14 protein-coding genes are annotated in these 17,035 nt (G+C 72.7%); 4 read left to right on the forward strand and 10 right to left on the reverse strand.

Going from position 1 to position 17,035, the window contains the following annotated elements; translation table 11 throughout:
• Positions 1 to 234: 234 nt before the first annotated feature.
• From ACT3SP_RS05770 to gcvT, 5 genes are all read right to left on the reverse strand, one after another.
• A complete protein-coding gene (locus ACT3SP_RS05770; protein ID WP_444586304.1) occupies positions 235 to 1,380 on the reverse strand; it encodes a glycosyltransferase family 4 protein in 1,146 nt (381 codons plus the stop codon).
• 82 nt (positions 1,381 to 1,462) lie between these two features.
• Positions 1,463 to 2,674, reverse strand: a complete 1,212-nt coding sequence (locus tag ACT3SP_RS05775; RefSeq protein ID WP_444586305.1) for a cobalamin-independent methionine synthase II family protein — start codon at positions 2,672 to 2,674, stop codon at positions 1,463 to 1,465.
• A gap of 245 nt (positions 2,675 to 2,919) precedes the next feature.
• Positions 2,920 to 5,868 (reverse strand): aminomethyl-transferring glycine dehydrogenase, encoded by a 2,949-nt coding sequence (gene gcvP / locus ACT3SP_RS05780; protein ID WP_444586306.1) that lies wholly within the window; start codon positions 5,866 to 5,868, stop codon positions 2,920 to 2,922.
• Positions 5,869 to 5,973: 105 nt separating this feature from the next.
• Positions 5,974 to 6,345: a glycine cleavage system protein GcvH gene (gene gcvH, locus ACT3SP_RS05785; protein WP_444586307.1), complete on the reverse strand. Its 372-nt coding sequence runs from the start codon at positions 6,343 to 6,345 to the stop codon at positions 5,974 to 5,976.
• Between the two features lie 113 nt (positions 6,346 to 6,458).
• Positions 6,459 to 7,592 carry a glycine cleavage system aminomethyltransferase GcvT gene (gene gcvT, locus ACT3SP_RS05790; RefSeq protein ID WP_444586308.1) on the reverse strand — a complete coding sequence of 378 codons (1,134 nt, stop codon included), beginning with the start codon at positions 7,590 to 7,592 and terminating at the stop codon, positions 6,459 to 6,461.
• A 282-nt stretch (positions 7,593 to 7,874) separates the two neighbouring features.
• On the opposite strand from gcvT, the gene ACT3SP_RS05795 reads away from it, so the two are divergent.
• The gene (locus tag ACT3SP_RS05795) at positions 7,875 to 8,441 is read left to right on the forward strand and encodes a GNAT family N-acetyltransferase (protein ID WP_444586449.1); all 567 of its coding nucleotides are present in this window, start codon (positions 7,875 to 7,877) and stop codon (positions 8,439 to 8,441) included.
• A 35-nt stretch (positions 8,442 to 8,476) separates the two neighbouring features.
• Here the strand turns inward: ACT3SP_RS05795 and ACT3SP_RS05800 are convergent, their stop codons facing one another.
• Entirely contained in the window at positions 8,477 to 9,709 is a 1,233-nt protein-coding gene (locus tag ACT3SP_RS05800; RefSeq protein ID WP_444586309.1) for an arginine deiminase, read from the reverse strand.
• 159 nt (positions 9,710 to 9,868) lie between these two features.
• Between ACT3SP_RS05800 and ACT3SP_RS05805 the strand changes: the two genes are divergently transcribed.
• Positions 9,869 to 10,708: an aldo/keto reductase gene (locus ACT3SP_RS05805; protein ID WP_444586310.1), complete on the forward strand. Its 840-nt coding sequence runs from the start codon at positions 9,869 to 9,871 to the stop codon at positions 10,706 to 10,708.
• On the forward strand, positions 10,705 to 11,481 hold the full coding sequence (locus tag ACT3SP_RS05810) for an SIR2 family NAD-dependent protein deacylase (RefSeq protein WP_444586311.1): 777 nt from the start codon (positions 10,705 to 10,707) through the stop codon (positions 11,479 to 11,481). The genes ACT3SP_RS05805 and ACT3SP_RS05810 overlap by 4 nt, the downstream gene beginning before the upstream one ends.
• Positions 11,482 to 11,519: 38 nt before the next feature.
• Here ACT3SP_RS05810 and epsC read toward each other — a convergent pair whose 3' ends face one another.
• Both epsC and cysK read right to left on the reverse strand, forming a co-directional pair.
• Positions 11,520 to 12,080, reverse strand: a complete 561-nt coding sequence (gene epsC, locus ACT3SP_RS05815; RefSeq protein WP_444586450.1) for a serine O-acetyltransferase EpsC — start codon at positions 12,078 to 12,080, stop codon at positions 11,520 to 11,522.
• A gap of 56 nt (positions 12,081 to 12,136) precedes the next feature.
• Positions 12,137 to 13,066 (reverse strand): cysteine synthase A, encoded by a 930-nt coding sequence (gene cysK / locus ACT3SP_RS05820; RefSeq protein ID WP_444586312.1) that lies wholly within the window; start codon positions 13,064 to 13,066, stop codon positions 12,137 to 12,139.
• A gap of 202 nt (positions 13,067 to 13,268) precedes the next feature.
• Here cysK and ACT3SP_RS05825 point away from each other — a divergent pair, with 202 nt between their 5' ends.
• Positions 13,269 to 14,825, forward strand: a complete 1,557-nt coding sequence (locus ACT3SP_RS05825) for a DUF5129 domain-containing protein (protein ID WP_444586313.1) — start codon at positions 13,269 to 13,271, stop codon at positions 14,823 to 14,825.
• 68 nt (positions 14,826 to 14,893) lie between these two features.
• On the opposite strand, the gene trpS is transcribed toward ACT3SP_RS05825, so the two are convergent.
• Positions 14,894 to 15,970 carry a tryptophan--tRNA ligase gene (gene trpS / locus ACT3SP_RS05830; protein ID WP_444586314.1) on the reverse strand — a complete coding sequence of 359 codons (1,077 nt, stop codon included), beginning with the start codon at positions 15,968 to 15,970 and terminating at the stop codon, positions 14,894 to 14,896.
• On the reverse strand, positions 15,967 to 16,986 hold the full coding sequence (locus ACT3SP_RS05835) for a LacI family DNA-binding transcriptional regulator (protein ID WP_444586315.1): 1,020 nt from the start codon (positions 16,984 to 16,986) through the stop codon (positions 15,967 to 15,969). Before ACT3SP_RS05835 ends, trpS begins: the two co-directional genes overlap by 4 nt.
• Positions 16,987 to 17,035 lie beyond the last annotated feature (49 nt).

The following is a 17,035-nucleotide window of genomic DNA, read 5'->3' on the forward strand; positions in this document are numbered from 1 at the left end:
GATGTTGTCCTTTCCGCAGAGGAGCGATGTTCCGGGCCGCCGGTCGACGACTGGACCCAGTTCACCCCGCAGGCCCCCTCCCGGGCGAGCTCTGTGGCGGAATGTGACGGCGCGGCGTCACGGTGCTCCGCGGCGGCTCTGCGACACGGTGCTCCGCGGCGGCGCGACCGAGACCGCGCGGTCCGCGGCGCCCTCATGGCGCCGGCGGCGCGAGCGCGCCCGCGGCACCGAGGATCAGCGCAGGGCGCCGACGCGGCCGTGCTGCTCGATGGCCTGCAGGTAGTACCCGCGCAGCTGCTCGGCGAGAACGGGCCAGGTGCGGCGGCGCACCGATTCCTCCGCCGCCCGCCCGAAGGCCCGGCGCTTGGCGTCGTCGAACAGCAGATCGCTCGCGTGGTCCCGCATCTCGTCGAGCATCCCGGGGGTGTAGAGCCAGCCGGTGCGACTGGGGGCGACCAGGTCCACCGGTCCGCCGCGGCGGGGCGCGATCACCGGCAGCCCCGAGGCCATGGCCTCCTGGAGGGTCTGGCCGAAGGTCTCGAGCTCACCGGGGTGGATGAAGAGATCGGCGCTGGCCAGGTGAGCGGCGAGGTCGGTCCCGGAGCGGAAGCCGGCGAAGCGCGCCCGGGGCAGCTGCCGTCGCAGCGCCTCCCGCTCCGGCCCGTCGCCGACGATGAGCAGCCGCACTCCGGGCATGTCGTGGATGACCCTCAGGTCCCCGAGCTGCTTCTCGGGGGCAAGGCGCCCCATGTAGACCACGAGCCTCTCCCCGGGCTCCGCGTACCGTGCCCGCAGCTGCTCGCTGCGCAGGGCCGAGGAGAACAGCGAGGTGTCCACGCCGCGCCGCCACAGGTCCACCCGCTCGATCCCGTGGTCGAGCATCTGGTCGCGGGTGGCGACGGAGGGGGCGAGGTTCACCGTCGCGCGGCCGTGGACGTCCCGCAGCACCTGCCAGGACGCGCTCTCCAGGAAGGGCATCCCGTAGCGGGCGGTGTAGCCGGGGATGTCGGTCTGGTAGACGGCCACGGTGGGCACCCCGGCCCGCTGCGCGGCGACCGCGGCCCGGCCGCCGAGCAGCATCGGGGAGGCCAGGTGGATCACGTCGGGCCGGAACGCCTCGATGCGGCGGCGCAGGGCTCCCGCACTGGTGGCGGCGATCCGCACCTCGGGATAGCCGGGCATCGGGGCGGAGGCGACGCGGTGCACCCGCACCCGTCGTCCGCAGGTGGTGCGCAGGTGCGTATCGGCTCCGGGGTGGGAGGGGGCGATGATGCCGACCTCGTCGCCGGTGGCGACGAAGTGGTCGACGACCCGGAGGACCGAGTTGGTGACACCGTTCATGTGCGGGAGGGACGATTCGGAGATCACGAGAATTCTCACGGGAGCGATGATGCTCCGCCCGGGGGACATCCGCATCACGCCCGGGTGACCTCCGGGTGAACTCTTCGCTCCCCGGCGGCGCTCAGAGACGCTGGGAGGCCAGGCGGGCACCCTCGACCAGCGAGTCGAGCTTGGCCCAGGCGATCTGCGGGTGGATCCGCCCGCCCAGACCGCAGTCGGTCGAGCCGATCACGCGCTCGGGGCCGACGATCCGCGCGAAGCGCTCCAGGCGCTGGGCGACCAGCTCCGGGTGCTCGACGACGTTGGTGGCGTGGGAGACGATGCCGGGCACGATGACCTTGTCCTCCGGCAGCTCGACGTCCTGCCACACGGTCCACTCGTGCTCGTGGCGCACGTTCGCCGCCTCGAAGGAGTAGTACGTCGCATCGATCTCCAGCAGCAGCGGGGCGAGGTGGCGGAACTCGATGTCGGTGGTGTGGGGGCCGTGCCAGGACCCCCAGCACAGGTGGAAACGGGTCTGCTCGGTGGGGACGTTCACCAGGGCGCGATTGACGGCGTCGACCCGCTTGCGCGTGAAGGCGAGGTAGTCCTCGACGGTCGGCTCGGGATTGATCTGGTCGAAGTTCTCGGCGATCGAGGGGTCGTCGATCTGCACGGTGAGGCCCGCGGCGGCGATCGCCTCGTACTCGGGGCGCATCACCTCGACCCAGGCGTCGAGGAAGGCGTCCTCGTCCCCGTAGTGCTCGTCGCCGATGCGGCTGCCGGACCCCGGGGACAGGGCGGCGAGGTACCCGTCCTCGTAGCCGGCGCTCTCCAGCGCCGCTCGGAAGTTCGCGATGTCCTGCGCGCCGAGCTCGCGTCCGGCCTCCGAGTAGGCGATGGGGCCGGTCGCGGAGGGGAAACGGGGCTGGGCTCCCACGGTGATGCCGGAGGTGGGGTCCTGGTAGGCGTCGGCGAAGATCGTCCAGTCGCGACGGTCCGGGAAGGTGGTCAGGCGCACGTTCCCCGGGCTCGAGCGCACCGGTTCGTCGGAGAAGGGCCCCACGCCGGTGAACTCGAGACCGCTGACGCGGTCGAAGATGTAGGACCACCAGGAGCCGTAGTTCACGGCCGAGCTCATCAGATGGCCGTACTCGCCGTCGTTCGGGAGCGAGATCCCGATCTCCCGCTGCTTGGCGACGACGTCGACGACGGCCTGGCGCAGCACCTCGCGGAACTCGTCGGTGGGCTCGGGGGTCAGCCCGTCCTCTCCGACGGGGCGGGCGGCGTTGGCGGCGATGAGCTCAGGGCTGCGGGGCAGGGATCCGGCATGGCTGGTGAGGATCTCGGTCATGGTTGTCTCCTAGGTCGAACGGCGTGCTCGGGGCAGGTCGTCGACAGGGGTCGGTGGAAGGACGATGCTCGAGAAGGAGCGTAGGAGCAGGGACGTCCCGGTCCGAAACCGGCCGTCACAGCGGTTCACACGGCGTTCGCGGCGAGGGGCCCGGGCCCAGCGGCCCGGGCCCGGCGGCCGCGGCTCAGGGCCGGGGTCCCGAGGCGGGGACCGAGGGGCCCGGCCTCGGGAGGCGGGGAGCGGGCTCAGTCACGCGGCCAGGTCGGCACCAGGTTGCGGTCGCCGAAGGCCTGGTCGATGCGGCGCACGGGCGGCCAGTACTTCGACTGGATCCGCATCTGGGCGCTGTCGTGCACGGAGTCGTCCTCGAGCACGGTCCAGCTGCCGGGGTACACGGCCACCTCGCGCGAGTACGGGTGGGTCCACTCCCCCGTGGCGATCGACGCGGCGGTGTGCGGGGCGTTCACCAGCGGGTTGTCGTCGGCCGACCAGGTCCCGGCGGCGACCTCGTCCGCCTCCTTGGCGATCATCAGCATCGCGTCGACGAAGCGGTCGATCTCGGCGAGATCCTCGGACTCGGTCGGCTCGATCATGAACGTCCCGGCCACCGGGAAGGACATGGTCGGGGCGTGGAAGCCGTAGTCGATGAGGCGCTTGGCGACGTCGTCCACGCTGATCCCGGTGCGAGCGGTGAAGGGGCGCAGGTCCACGATGCACTCGTGGGCCACCAGCCCGTTCTCGCCGGTGTAGAGGATCTCGTAGGACTCGGAGAGGCGGCGGGCCATGTAATTGGCGGCCAGCACCGCGGAGGCGGTGGCGTGGCGCAGCCCGTCGGGCCCCATCAGACGGATGTAGGTCCAGGTGATCGGCAGGATCGACGGGGATCCGTAGGGCGCCTGGGAGACCGGCGCTCCGGCGTGCACCTGCTCGCCCCGGCCCGTCACCGGGTGCTCGGTGCGCTGGATCGCAGGGTGCCCGGGCAGGAACGGTGCCAGGTGCGCCTTGGCCGCGACCGGGCCCACGCCGGGGCCGCCGCCGCCGTGGGGGATGCAGAAGGTCTTGTGCAGGTTCAGGTGGGAGACGTCGCCGCCGAACTCGCCGGGACGCGCCACCTGCAGCAGCGCGTTGAGGTTCGCGCCGTCGACGTAGACCTGGCCGCCCGCGTCGTGCACGAGCTCGCACACGGTGCGCACCTCCTCCTCGTACACGCCGTGGGTGGAGGGGTAGGTGATCATGATCGCCGCGAGCTCGTCGCCGTGGTCCTTGATCTTCTGCTTCAGGTCCTCGAGGTCGATGTTGCCGCGGGAGTCGGAGGCGACCACCACCACGCGCAGGCCGGCGTTGACGGCGCTCGCGGCGTTGGTGCCGTGCGCGGAGCTGGGCACCAGGCACACCTCGCGGGAGGCCTCCCCGCGGGAGGCGTGGTAGGCGCGGATCGCGAGCAGTCCCGCGAACTCGCCCTGCGAACCGGCGTTGGGCTGCAGGGAGACGGTGTCGTAGCCGGTGAGATCCGCGAGCCAGGTCTCCAGCTGACCGATCAGCTCGAGGTAGCCCTCGACGTCCTCGCGCGGCGCGAAGGGGTGCAGCGCGTTGAAGCCCGCCCAGCTGATGCCGGCCATCTCGGTGGCGGCGTTGAGCTTCATCGTGCACGAGCCCAGCGGGATCATGCCCCGGTCCAGCGCGAAGTCGCGGTCCCCGAGGCGGCGCAGATAGCGCATCATCGCGGTCTCGGAGCGGAAGGAGGAGAACACGGGGTGCTGGAGGAAGGGGTCCTCGCGCACCAGACCGTCCCAGCCGGCCCCGGACTCCACGTCGGCGAGCTCCTGGCCGGGGGCGGGGGCGTGCTGGGCGAAGGCGGCGGCGATCGCCTCGAGGTCGGCGCGGGTGACGGTCTCGTCGAGCGAGAGGTGCACGAGGTCGTCCCCCGGGGAGTGCACCAGGTAGCCGGCCTCGCGCAGGGAGGCGGCGATGTCCGCGGCCAGTCCGGTGGCCCGCACCTCGAGGGTGTCGAAGAAGCTCTCGCCCACCAGCTCGAAGCCGCTGCGGCGCAGCAGGTCGGCGAGCGCGGCGGTGCGGTCGGCGACGGTGCGGCCGATGCGGGTCAGGCCCTCGGGGCCGTGGTAGACGGCGTACATCGCGGCCATCACCGCCAGCAGCACCTGGGCGGTGGTGATCGAGCTGGTGGCCTTCTCACGACGGATGTGCTGCTCGCGGGTCTGGAGGGAGAGCCGGTAGGCGGGGTTCCCGTCGGCGTCGCGGGAGACGCCCACCAAGCGGCCGGGCAGCTGCCGCGCGAGCCCCTTGCGCACGGCGACGAAGCCGGCATGCGGGCCGCCGAAGCCGAGCGGGATCCCGAAGCGCTGGGTGGTGCCGACGGTGACGTCCGCGCCGAGCGAGCCCGGGGAGGCGAGCATGGTCAGGGCCAGCAGGTCCGCGGCGACGATCGCGACCGCCTTGGTGGACCGCACCTCGGCGATGACCTCGCGCGGGTCCCACACCCGTCCGGAGGCGCCGGGGTACTGGATCAGGGCGCCGAAGTAGTCGCCCTCGGGCGCGCCGTCGGCGGCGAAGTCGACCTCGCGCAGCTCGATGCCGAGCCCGTCGGCGCGTCCCTGCAGCACGGCCTTGGTGGCGGGCAGGGCGTCGGTGTCCACGAGGAACACGTCGCCGTTGCGCTTGGCGGTGCGGCGGGCGAGCATCAGGGCCTCGGCGGCGGAGGTCGCCTCGTCGAGGGTGGAGGCGTTGGAGACGTCCATGCCGGTGAGGTCGCAGACCATCGTCTGGAAGGTCAGCAGCGCCTCGAGCCGGCCCTGGGAGATCTCCGGCTGGTACGGGGTGTAGGCGGTGTACCAGCCGGGGTTCTCCAGCACGTTGCGCTGGATCACCGCGGGGGTGTGGGTGCCGTGGTAGCCCAGGCCGATCAGGGAGCGGCGCACGGTGTTGCGCGCGGCGAGCGCCTGCAGCTCGGTGAGCGCAGCGGGCTCGGTGATCCCGGCGGGGACGACGGACTCAGCGCTGCCCTCGTCCCGGTCCTGGAGGGCCTCCAGCAGGATCGTGCTCGGCACCGCGGCGCTCAGCATCTCGTCCAGGGACTCGTAGCCCAGGACCTCGAGCATGTGACGCTGCGCGTCGGGTTCGGTGCCGACGTGCCGGCGGACGAAGGAGTCGTGATCGTGCGAGGACGATGCGGTCATGGAGGGGCGCCCCTGGGTGTTGCGTGCGGATGGTGGTGCTGCGCTGGATGCTGCGGTGCGGGAGCGGTGGAGGCGGCCTCCGCGGGGAGGTCGCCTCCACGGCGGTCAGGACTGGGTGAAGGCCCGGTAGTCCTCCGCGCTCAGCAGGTCCTCGGGGAGCGAGGCGAAGCTCGCCCGGACCAGCCACCCGTCCTCGAAGGGAGAGGAGTTGACCAGCTCGGGCGTGTCGACCACGGCCTGGTTGACCTCGGTGACGGAGCCGTCGATCGGGGAGAAGAGATCGGAGACCGACTTCGTGGACTCGATCTCGCCCATCTCGGTGCCGGCGCTGATCTCGGCGCCGGTCTCGGGCAGGTCGACGTACACGACGTCGCCGAGCTGCTCGGCGGCGTAGTCGGTCACGCCGATGACGGCGACGCCGTCGGACTCGACGCGGACCCACTCGTGGTCCTTGCTGTAGAGGAGTTCTGCGGACATGGGATCGGTCCTTCCTGTCATGCGGTGAGATGGGGGAACTGTGGGGGACGGGGGCGCAGGCCGACGGGAGCGGGAGCGGGGGTCCGGTCGTCGCGGGATCGGCCGGGGCGCGGTCAGTCGCGGCGGTAGAAGGGCATCTCGACGACGCGGACGGGCAGGTCCTTGCCGCGCACGTCGACCACCAGCTCGGTGCCGATCTCGCGGGAGGCGGGGTCGACGTACGCCATCGCGATCGGGTGGCCGAGGGTCGGGGAGAGTGCACCGGAGGTGACGATCCCGATCTCCCGCCCCTGCCCGTCGCGCACGGCGGCGTCGGCGCGCGCGGCGCGACGGCCCTCGGCGGCGAGGCCCACGAGCACGGGGCGGCCGGCGACGTCGGCGCCCTCGACGCCCGCCCGACCGACGAAGTCGCCCTTGGTCTTCAGCGCGACCACGCGTCCCATCCCGGACTGGGCAGGGTGCAGCTCGCGGCTGAGCTCGTGGCCGTACAGCGGCATCCCGGCCTCGAGGCGCAGGGTGTCGCGGCACGCGAGACCGCAGGGGACGAGACGCTCGCCCCCGGCAGCGGTCAGCTGCTCCCACAGCGAGGTCGCCAGCGGGTTCGGGACGTAGAGCTCGAAGCCGTCCTCGCCCGTGTACCCGGTGCGGGCGATGAGCATCGTCTCGCCGCGGTAGGTGGCCTCGGCGACGCGGTAGTACTTCATCTGCGTGAGGTCCTCGGCGGTCGGCCCGTCGACGCCGGAGCCGTCGGACAGCAGCGCGTCGAGCAGGATCTGCTCGCTCTGCGGGCCCTGCACCGCGATCAGGGAGGTGCGATCGGAGGCGTCGTCGACCGCGACGTCGAATCCCTGCGCGCGGTCGGTGAGCGCGGCGGCGTCGTCCTCCGCGTTGGAGGCGTTGGCGACCACCAGGAAGTGGTCCTCGGCGAGGCGATAGGTGATGACGTCGTCGATGACTCCGCCGTCCTCGGTGAGCAGCAACGAATACTTGGCGCGTCCCACCGACATGGCGGACATCCTCCCGGCCAGCGCGTTGTCGAGCGCCTCGGCGGCCTGGGGGCCGCGCAGGTGGATCTCGCCCATGTGGCTGAGGTCGAAGAGGCCGGCGCTCTCGCGCACCGCACGGTGCTCGGCGAGATCGGAGTCGTACCGGACCGGCATGCGCCACCCCGCGAAATCCGTGAACGCCGCTCCGAGCGACTGGTGGACCGCCTCGAGGGCGGTGCTGCGCAGGTCCTGCTCGACCATGGTGCTCCTAACTCGTCCCCGGGCGACCGTGATCGTCCGCCCGCTGCCTCGCGCGAGAACGGGCCCGCGCATCGACCTGCGCGCCACGCCGCTGTGCCGCAGGCTCACCATACCGTCCGCCGGACTGCTCCGAGGCCGGTCCGGGGACTCCGGCGCTCCGTCCCGGGAGCCCGCCCGGCCGTCGCACGGCGACCGCCCCGCGGGTGCACGGCGCCGGTGGGGCGACGCGGGACCGAAGGGTCCGTTCCCGCCGACGACAGCTAGTACCGTGGGGGCGTGACGATGGAAGGCACGACCGAGTGGCCGGTACGGATCCACAGCCCCAGGCTGACGATCCGGCCGCCGGGCGACAGCGATCGCTCGGCGATGATCCGCCTCATGACCGACCCGGTCACCCGCGAGTACCTCGGCGGCACCGTGGACTACGCGTCGCGCCAGGCGCTCGAGCTGTCCCCGCTGGGCCTGACCTGGGGACGCTGGGTGCTCGCCCGTCCCGAGGACGACCTCATGATCGGCGCGATCACGCTCGACTACGACCGCGACGAGCTCGAGCTCTCCTACGCGCTGCTGCCGGAGTGGACGGGCAAGGGCTACGCCGCCGAGTCCTGCATCGCCCTGCTCGGGTGGGCGCAGGAGGCGCTCGAGGACGAGCACGTGATCGCGATCAGCCAGACCCGGAACAAGCGCAGCGTCGCCCTGCTGCGCAAGCTCGGCTTCACCGTGCGCAGGGGACTCGAGGAATTCGGCGCCCAGCAGCTGCTGCTCGAGCGCTCCCTGCGAGAACCGCTGCCCGCCTTCGAGCAGCCGCTGCAGACCTCCGCGGACCCGCCGCCGCCGACGCGGCGCTGAGACCTGGCCCGACACGGCGCTGAGACCTGGTCGGTTCAGCCGCGGTCGACGGGGCAGCTCATGCAGCGCGGCCCGCCCCGTCCGCGCCCCAGCTCGTCGCCCGCGAACTCGAGCACCTCGACCCCCTGGGCGCGCAGGTACTCGTTGGTCCAGGCCGCCCGCTCGTAGGCCACGACCTTCCCCGGCGCCAGGGCGAGCACGTTGCAGCCGTCGTCCCACTGCTCGCGCGCCGCGGCGTAGGCGTCCAGCGGCGGGGTCAGCACCCGCAGGGAGTCCACGCCGAGTCCGCGGGCCAGCACCTCGTCCATCTCGTCGGCCGCCCGGGCGCGCGAGACCAGACGGTCGGCGGGGCGCTCGATCTCGAAGGTCTCGAGGGGCTCGAGCGGGCCGAAGCGCAGCATCGACTCCTGGTCGACGACGGTGGTGACGGTGTCCAGGTGCATCATCGACCGGCGATGGGGCAGCGCGATCGCGATCACCCGTTCGACCGACCCGTCGGCCAGCAGGTCGGCGGCGAGCCGCTCGACGCCCACGGGACTGGTGCGCTCGGACATCCCCACCGCCACCACGCGCGGCGACAGCATCATCACGTCGCCGCCCTCGACGGTCGCGCTGCCCGCGCCGTCCCGACCCAGGATGCGCCGCGGGGCGGAGGACCCCGCGAACTGCGGATGGTGGCGGTAGATCATCTCCAGGTGCAGGCTCTCGCGGCGGCGCGCGGGATGGCGCATCGGGCTGACGGAGACCACGTCCCCGATCCACGCCGAGGGGTCGCGGGTGAACAGGTGATTGGGCAGGGGGTCCAGCACCAGGTGCTCCTCGCCCACGCGCTGCAGGGCGATCGAGCGCGGATGGACGCCGAGGGCGCGCAGCTCGCCGACGGTGATCCCGCCGATCAGCACCTCGACCAGCGGCTCGGGCGGCAGCTCGGCGAGCGCGCCGTGCAGGTCCTGGACGGCGATGTCGCCGAGCACCGCCGGGTCCAGGACGCGGTCCAGCAGCTGCGCGCGCAGCTCCGCCTCTCCGAGCAGGTCGGTGAGCAGGCGCGTCAGCTCGAGCACCTCGACGCCCTCGTGCTCGAGCAGGGAGCGGAACTCCCGGTGCTGCGCCTCGGCGCGGTCGCGCCAGAGCACCTCGTCGAACAGCAGCTCCTCACGGGTGTCCGGGGTGAGCCGTTCGAGCTCGGGGCCCGGGCCGTGGACGATCACGCGGCGCAGCGGCGAGATCTCGTCGTGCACCCCGGTCCGGCGCGGTGCTGCTGCTGGCATGAGGGCTCCTCGAGGGTCGACGCTGCGAGCACGCTAACAGAGCGTGCCCGGTCACAGGCCCGGAACCGGGATCCTCCCCGCGGGGCACCCCGCGTGCACGGCGCGCCTCGGGATGGCTACGCTGGCGGGGTCCCCGCACCGCACCCCCAGGAGGTCACCGTGACCGCACTGTCCATCCCCACCACGACGCTCGCCGACGGCACCGCCTTCCCGCTGATCGGCTTCGGCACCTCGAGCATGCGCGGGACCGAGGGCGCCTCCGCGATCGCCGAGGCGCTGCGCTCGGGCTACCGCCTGATCGACACCGCCGCGCAGTACGGCAACGAGGCCGCGGTCGGCCAGGGCCTGCGCGACAGCGGGGTCGACCCCGACGAGGCACTCGTGACCACCAAGATCGCCGGCGGCGATCAGGGCCGCGACGCCGCTCGCGAGGGCTACCTGGCCTCCCTGCGCCGCCTGGGCCTGGAGCGGGCGGCGCTCGTGCTCATCCACTGGCCGAACCCCTCGCGAGGCCTGGCCGTGGACACCTGGCGCACCCTGATCGACCTCAAGGAGGAGGGTCGAGCGCTGCACATCGGCGTCTCGAACTTCCGCCCCGAGCAGCTGCAGGAGCTGATCGACGCGACCGGTGTGACCCCCGAGGTCAACCAGATCCAGCTCTCCCCCGCCCTGCAGCGCCGGGACACCCTCGCCGTCCACCGCGAGCTCGGGATCGTCACCCAGGCCTGGGGCCCGCTGGGCGGGCGCGAGGGCCTGGCCGATCAGTTCGCGCTGCGCCGCGTGGCGGACAAGCACGGGGTCGACCCCTCGCGGGTGTCGCTGCGCTGGGCTGTCGACCAGGGCATCGTGGTGATCCCGAAGTCCATGAACCCCCAGCGTCAGCGGGACAACGCCACCCTGGACGGCATCCGCCTCGACGACGACGACCGCGCCCTGCTGGCCTCCCTCGATCTGGGCGAGGAGGCCGCCTGGGACTCGCGCGAGCACGAGGAGTGGTGACCGGCCCGGGGCGCTTCTCCCCCGGCCCCGAGCATCGCGAGATCGTCTTCCTCACCGGGTCCGGGCTCAGCGCCCGGACCGGGCTGGGGACGTTCCGCGGCCCGGACGGGCTGTGGGCCCTCGAACCCGAGACGGAGCAGGCGATGCACGCGGACCTGCTGCCGGGCTCGCTGCCGCAGCTGTGGAGGGTGTGGGGGCGGATGGCGCGCATCGCCGGCGAGCACGGGCCGACGCCCGGCCACCGGGCGATCGCCCGCCTCGACGCGCCCGTGATCACCCAGAACATCGACGGCCTGCACCAGGCCGCGGGCAGCGAGGTGGTCGCCGAGCTGCACGGCAGCGCCCTGTTCGCGGTCTGCCTGGACGGTCGCTGCACCTGGAGGGGGACGCTGACCCCCGGGGACGGGTCGCGGTCCGAGGACCACGCGGTCCCGGCCGACTGCCCTGCCTGCGGCGCTCCCACCCGCCCGGACGTCGTGCTGTTCGACGAGGAGCTCCCGCGCGACGCCCTCGACCTCGCGCTGCGCCTGGCCGAGAGGGCGGAGCTCTTCGTCGCCGTCGGCACCAGCGGGGTGGTCTTCCCCGCCGCGCAGCTCGCCCCGGTCGCCGCGGCGCACGGGGCGACGACGGTGCTGATCGACGTCGCCCCGCCGCCCGGGGCGCGCGCCCTGTTCGATCACGTGATCGCCGAGGACGCCCATGAGGTGCTGCCCGACTGGGAGCGCCGGATCCACCGTGTGGGCGGGACCTCGTTCCTGGATCCCTTCGTCTGACCCCCGGACGGGTTCGTGCGCCCCTCGGGCAGGCCGTCTCAGATCCAGATCGCGGGATCCATCTGCTCCTCGGGATGCGCGGCGTCAGCGCGCACCGCGGCGGGGATCCCCACCGCGGTGGCGCGGGCCGGGACGTCCTTGACCACCACGGCGTTGGCCCCGATCTGCGCGCCCTCGCCGATCGTCACCGGGCCGAGCACCCGCGCCCCGGCCCCGATCGTCACCCCCGAGCCGACCGTGGGGTGGCGCTTGACGCGCTCCATCGACCGTCCTCCGAGGGTCACGCCGTGGTAGAGCATGACGTCGTCCCCGACCTCCGCGGTCTCCCCCACCACCACGCCCATGCCGTGGTCGATGAAGAACCGTCGGCCGATGGTGGCGCCGGGGTGGATCTCCACCCCGGTCACGGAGCGCGCCCCTTGGGCGAGGACCAGCGCCGGCAGGCGGGCACCCCTCGTCCACAGCCGATGGGCGAGGCGATGGGTCCAGATCGCGTGCAGACCCGGCGAGGTCAGCAGGATCGCCAGGTCGTCGGTGGCGGCCGGGTCACGACGATGCGCCGCCGCGAGGTCCTCGCGGACCGTCGCGACGGCGTCCATCACCCGATCCAGCGGACCGGTGAGGGGACGAGTGGCCATGGGGCTCCGTTCCCGGATCAGTCCGCGTACTGCGCGTACAGCGGAGTGGAGAGGTAGCGCTCGCCGAAGGAGGGCACGACGACGACGATGGTCCTGCCCGCGAACTCCTCGCGGGAGCCGACGCGGACCGCGGCCTCGATGGCCGCGCCGGAGGAGATGCCCACCAGCAGCCCCTCGGAGCGCGCCACGGAGCGGGCGCGGTCCATGGCGGTCTCGGCGTCGATGTCGATGACCTCGTCGTAGATCTCGCGGTCCAGGATGCTGGGCACGAAGTTCGCCCCGATCCCCTGGATCTTGTGGGGCCCGGGCTGGCCGCCGTTGAGGATGGCGGACTCCTCCGGCTCGACGGCGATGATCTTCACCTCGCCCTTGCGCTCCTTGAGCACCTGGCCCACACCGCTGATGGTGCCGCCGGTGCCGATGCCGGCGACGACCGCGTCGACGGCGCCCTCGGTGTCGGTCCAGATCTCCTCGGCCGTGGTGCGCCGGTGGATCTCGACGTTGGCGGGGTTGTCGAACTGCCGCACCTGGACCGCGCCGGTCTCGGCGGCGACCTCCTCGGCCTTGTCCACGGCGCCCTTCATGCCCTTGGGGGCCTCGGTGAGGATGAGCTCGGCACCGTAGGCGCGCAGCAGCATCCGCCGCTCCTTGGACATCGACTCGGGCATCGTCAGGATCACCTTGTAGCCGCGCGAGCTGCCGATCATGGCGAGGGCGATGCCGGTGTTGCCGCTGGTGGCCTCGACGATCGTGCCGCCGGGCTGCAGCTGGCCGGAGGCCTCCGCGGCGTCGATCATGGCCACGCCGATGCGGTCCTTGACGGAGTTGGCGGGGTTGTAGAACTCGAGCTTGGCGAGGACGGTGGCCTTGACCTCGTCGCCCAGCCGGTTGAGCTTGACCAGCGGGGTACGGCCGACCAGCTCGGAGACGTTCTCGTAGACGGGCATGCTTCTCCTTGTCGTGGGGGATCCTCGTGGGGAATCCGCTCTTCGGGCGGGATCAAAGGTGCACTTGGCCCGATCATAACCGGGATGCCTGCGAGGGGGTCCAGGAACTCCCATCGACCCCCGGCGGAGGTGGGAGCCGCACCGCCCAGGAGCAGACCATCGTCGGAGGTCGTCCCGCACCCGTGCTCCGTATCGTCACCCCATGACCTTCGCCCCCTCCCCCTCTCCCCGCCACCCGTCCGCAGCGCGGTCGACGGGGAGTCCTCGTTCGGGGCTCCTCGTCCTCGGGCTCCTCGCGCTGACGGTGCTCGTGCTGACGGTGCTCGCCCCGGCCCCGGCGCTCGCGGACCCGCCGCGCTCGGTGAGCGTCCTGGACACCACCGGCTCCGTGGAGGAGCAGCCGCTCACGGAGGCCCTCGAGGAGGTGGACTTCCGCTCCGAGGTCGACCTGGTGGTGCTGGTCCTCGAGGTCACCGACTTCGGCTACTCGACCTCCGAGGACACCGCGCTGAACAGCGCCGTGCGCGACCATGCCCGGGACGAGCAGCCCGAGCTGCTCTCCGCGGACGGCCAGCACTTCGCCGACGGCACCGTGATCCTCGCGATGGATCCGGTGGGCCGCTTCCTGGGCACCTATGCCGGGGAGGACGTGAGGCTCGACGAGGACGGCTTCGCCGCGGTGCAGGAGGCCATGCGCGAGGACGCCCGGGACGAGGACTGGGAGTCGGCCCTGCTGGCGGGCGCCGAGCGGTACGCGGACCTGCTGGACCGCCCCTGGTGGCAGAGCCCGGGCGCCTACGTCGCGGGCTTCGCTGCCGTGGTCGGCGTGGTGGGGGGCGCGCTCGCCGCGCTCGGGCTGCGCGGTGCCGCACGCCGACGGGTCGACCGCGCCCTTCCCCGCTACCAGGACGTGCTCGCCCGGCGCGCGGCCACCGACGCCGCGGCCCGCAGCCTGCCGGAGGACTCGCCCTACGCGCGGGCCGCGCTCGAGGACCACGAGGAGTACAGGCGACGGATCGCGGAGGCGCAGCAGCTGCACCAGCAGCTGCCTGCCACCTCGCAGCGTCCCTGGGGCTGGGGCCTCCGCTCCCCGCAGCGTCGGATCTCCCGCGAGTTCGAGCGCACCGTCGGCGTCCTCGACGAGACCGACGACGCGATCATCGCGGCGGCCGATCTGCTGCACCGCCTCGGCGACTGGCGCCGGGCCTGGGAGCGCGAGCTGGAGCCGCTGCGCGACTCGGTGGCCCAGATCGACGAGCTGCCCGTGGACGAGGACGGGACCTCGGACGAGGAGAGGCGTGCCGCCGCGGAGCTGATCGACCTCGGCCGCGGCGTCTCCACGGAGCTCGACGAGCTCACGGCACGGCTCGAGCAGGACCGGATCGACCCCGACTCCGCGCTCGAGCGCCTCGACACCCTCACCCGGGAGCTCTCGGCGGCGGTCTCCCGGCTCCAGGGGCTGCACATCGCCGCCGTCGCGGAGGACGAGGAGGAGGCGGAGACGATGCGGGAGGCGGACCTCGACATGCCGGCGGCGGACGAGGAGTACCGCTCGCTGCGGGCGCGTCGCCAGCGCCTCGAGCACACCTCCGACGAGGCCCCGTTCTGGCACCTCAGCCCGGTGCTGTGGTACACGAGCTGGCATCACGACTCGACCTCGGCGCTCGAGTCGCACCGGACTCCGAGCTCATCCGGCACCAGCGTCTCGGGATACTCCGGCGGCGGCTTCTCCGGGGCGGGCAGCTCGAGCCGGTTCTGATCCCGCGGGCCAGGGGGACGGCCGGTCGCGGGGGCGGGCCCCGGGCCGGGCCGTGCCGGGTCAGCGGCTCAGTAGACCATCCCCATGAACTCGCGCACCGTCGCGAGCGTCGCGTCCGCCGCGGCATTGGCCCGCTCGTTGCCCGCCCGGAGCACCTCGAAGAGGTAGCCGGGATCCTGTTCCAGCTCGGCCCGGCGGGCGCGCAGCGGGGCGAGGTGCTCGTTGAGCACCTCGGCGGTGTAGATCTTCAGGGTGCCGGCGCCGCGGTCCCCGATCTCCTCGGCGATCTCCTCCGGCGCACGGCCCGCGGCCTGGGAGGCGAGGGTCAGCAGGTTCGCGACCTCGGGCCGGTTCTCGGGGTCGAAGGTGATCCGCCGGTCGGCGTCGGTCTTCGCCTTCTTGATCCTCTTGAGCGTCTCGTCGGGGTCCATCCGCAGCATGACGGTGTTGCCGCGGGACTTGCTCATCTTGTGCTCACCGTCCAGGCCCAGGATGGTGGGGGCGTCCGAGAGCAGGGCGTCGGGCTCGGGGAAGAACTCCTCGCCCCCGGCGTAGCGCTCGTTGAAGCGACGGGCGATCACCCGGGTCTGCTCGATGTGCGGCAGCTGGTCCTTGCCCACCGGGACCAGGTTGCCGTGGCAGAACAGGATGTCCGCCGCCTGGTGGACGGGATAGGTGAGCAGCAGCCCGCCCATCGCGGAGCGTCCCGCCGCGGCGAGCTCCGCCTTCACGGTGGGGTTGCGCTCGAGCTCCGGCTGGGTCACCAGCGACAGGAACGGCAGCATCAGCTGGTTGAGGGCGGGCACCGCCGAGTGGGTGAAGATCGTCGAGCGCTCGGGGTCGATCCCCGCCGCCAGGTAGTCGGTCAGGAGCTCGCGCACCGACCCCTTGATGTCCCCGATGACCTCGCGGTCCGTGATCACCTGGTAGTCCGCGACGATCAGCCACGTCTCCACGCCCGCGTCCTGGAGCCGGACCCGGTTGCGCAGCGAGCCGAAGTAGTGGCCGATGTGCAGGGCTCCGGTGGGGCGGTCGCCGGTCAGCATGCGCAGGCCCGAGGGGTCGGCCTCGATCTGCGACCAGATCCTGTCGCTGCGCTGCTGGGCGGTGTCGTAGCTGGTGCGGGTGTCGTTCGGTGAGGTCACCGCTCCATGCTAGCGGCCCCGTCGGGCCCGGCCGCGGTCGAACCGCGCACGATCAGCTGCGGGCGCACCACCACCTCGGTGCGGGCGGGCCGACGCGAGTCCTCGCCCCCGCCGAGCGCCGTGCGCACGGCGGCCCGGGCGATGGAGCCGACGGCCTGGCGGACGGTGGTCAGCGGGGGGTCGGTCAGCGCGGCCCAGAAGACGTCGTCGTAGCCCACCACGGAGATGTCCTGGGGCACGCGCAGGCCCTCGGAGCGGACGCCCTCCAGGGCGCCGGCGGCCATGACGTCGGAGCCGCAGACGATCGCGGTCGCACCGCGCTGGACGAGGTCGCGCGCGGCCTCGTACCCGCCCGCGTAGGAGAAGTCGGTGAAGGCGATGGGCTGCGGCCGCGGCGACCAGTCGCGGGTGACGGCCTCGAAGACCCGCACCTTCTCGCGGACGGGCCAGGTGTGCTCGTCGCCGACCGCGAGACCCACCCGCTGATGGCCGAGGTCCTGCAGGTGGGTGAGCACCGCGCGCACCGCGTGCTCGTCGTCGGTCGAGAGGTACGCGGCGTCGAGGTCCTCCTGCACGCCGTTGATGAGCACCAGCGGGACGCCCGCCGCCGTCACCTCGCGGTAGTGGTCCATCGGTGCCCGCTCCTGGGCGTGGTGGCCGGAGACCACGATGATCGCCTCCACGCCGCAGTGCAGAAAGCGCTGCAAGATCTCGCGCTCGCGCTCGACGGTGCGGGCCCGCAGAGCCACCAGGGTGGAGGCGCCGCGCTCGAACAGCTCGGCCTCGATCCGCTCCGCCCAGGCGGTGAAGACCTGGTTGTCGAGGTCCGGCACGAGCACCCCGACGAGCGGTCCGCCACCGGCCGCCGCAGGACCGACGTCGCGGCCCATCCTGCGCGCCACATCGATCACCGACCTGCGGGTGTCCTCGTTGACGCCGGCGCGCCCGTTGAGCACCCGGGAGACGGTCGCCTCACTGACGCCGGCGGCCTCGGCGATATCGATGAGTCGCTTCATCACGTTCTCCCTCCGGGGCCGGTCGGCATCGTCACCGTTGCCCGATCGT

This window comes from Brachybacterium sp. AOP43-C2-M15 (genome assembly GCF_052446295.1).
Taxonomy (GTDB): domain Bacteria; phylum Actinomycetota; class Actinomycetes; order Actinomycetales; family Dermabacteraceae; genus Brachybacterium.

Bases quoted from the DNA above. Each gene is read 5' to 3' on its own strand.
- gcvP (WP_444586306.1), bottom strand. From the start codon at position 5,868: ATGACCGCATCGTCCTCGCACGATCACGACTCCTTCGTCCGCCGGCAC.
- ACT3SP_RS05825 (WP_444586313.1), top strand. From the start codon at position 13,269: ATGACCTTCGCCCCCTCCCCCTCTCCCCGCCACCCGTCCGCAGCGCGG.
- cysK (WP_444586312.1), bottom strand. From the start codon at position 13,066: ATGCCCGTCTACGAGAACGTCTCCGAGCTGGTCGGCCGTACCCCGCTG.
- ACT3SP_RS05800 (WP_444586309.1), bottom strand. From the start codon at position 9,709: ATGCCAGCAGCAGCACCGCGCCGGACCGGGGTGCACGACGAGATCTCG.
- gcvH (WP_444586307.1), bottom strand. From the start codon at position 6,345: ATGTCCGCAGAACTCCTCTACAGCAAGGACCACGAGTGGGTCCGCGTC.
- ACT3SP_RS05835 (WP_444586315.1), bottom strand. From the start codon at position 16,986: ATGAAGCGACTCATCGATATCGCCGAGGCCGCCGGCGTCAGTGAGGCG.
- ACT3SP_RS05795 (WP_444586449.1), top strand. From the start codon at position 7,875: ATGGAAGGCACGACCGAGTGGCCGGTACGGATCCACAGCCCCAGGCTG.
- gcvT (WP_444586308.1), bottom strand. From the start codon at position 7,592: ATGGTCGAGCAGGACCTGCGCAGCACCGCCCTCGAGGCGGTCCACCAG.
- epsC (WP_444586450.1), bottom strand. From the start codon at position 12,080: ATGGACGCCGTCGCGACGGTCCGCGAGGACCTCGCGGCGGCGCATCGT.
- ACT3SP_RS05775 (WP_444586305.1), bottom strand. From the start codon at position 2,674: ATGACCGAGATCCTCACCAGCCATGCCGGATCCCTGCCCCGCAGCCCT.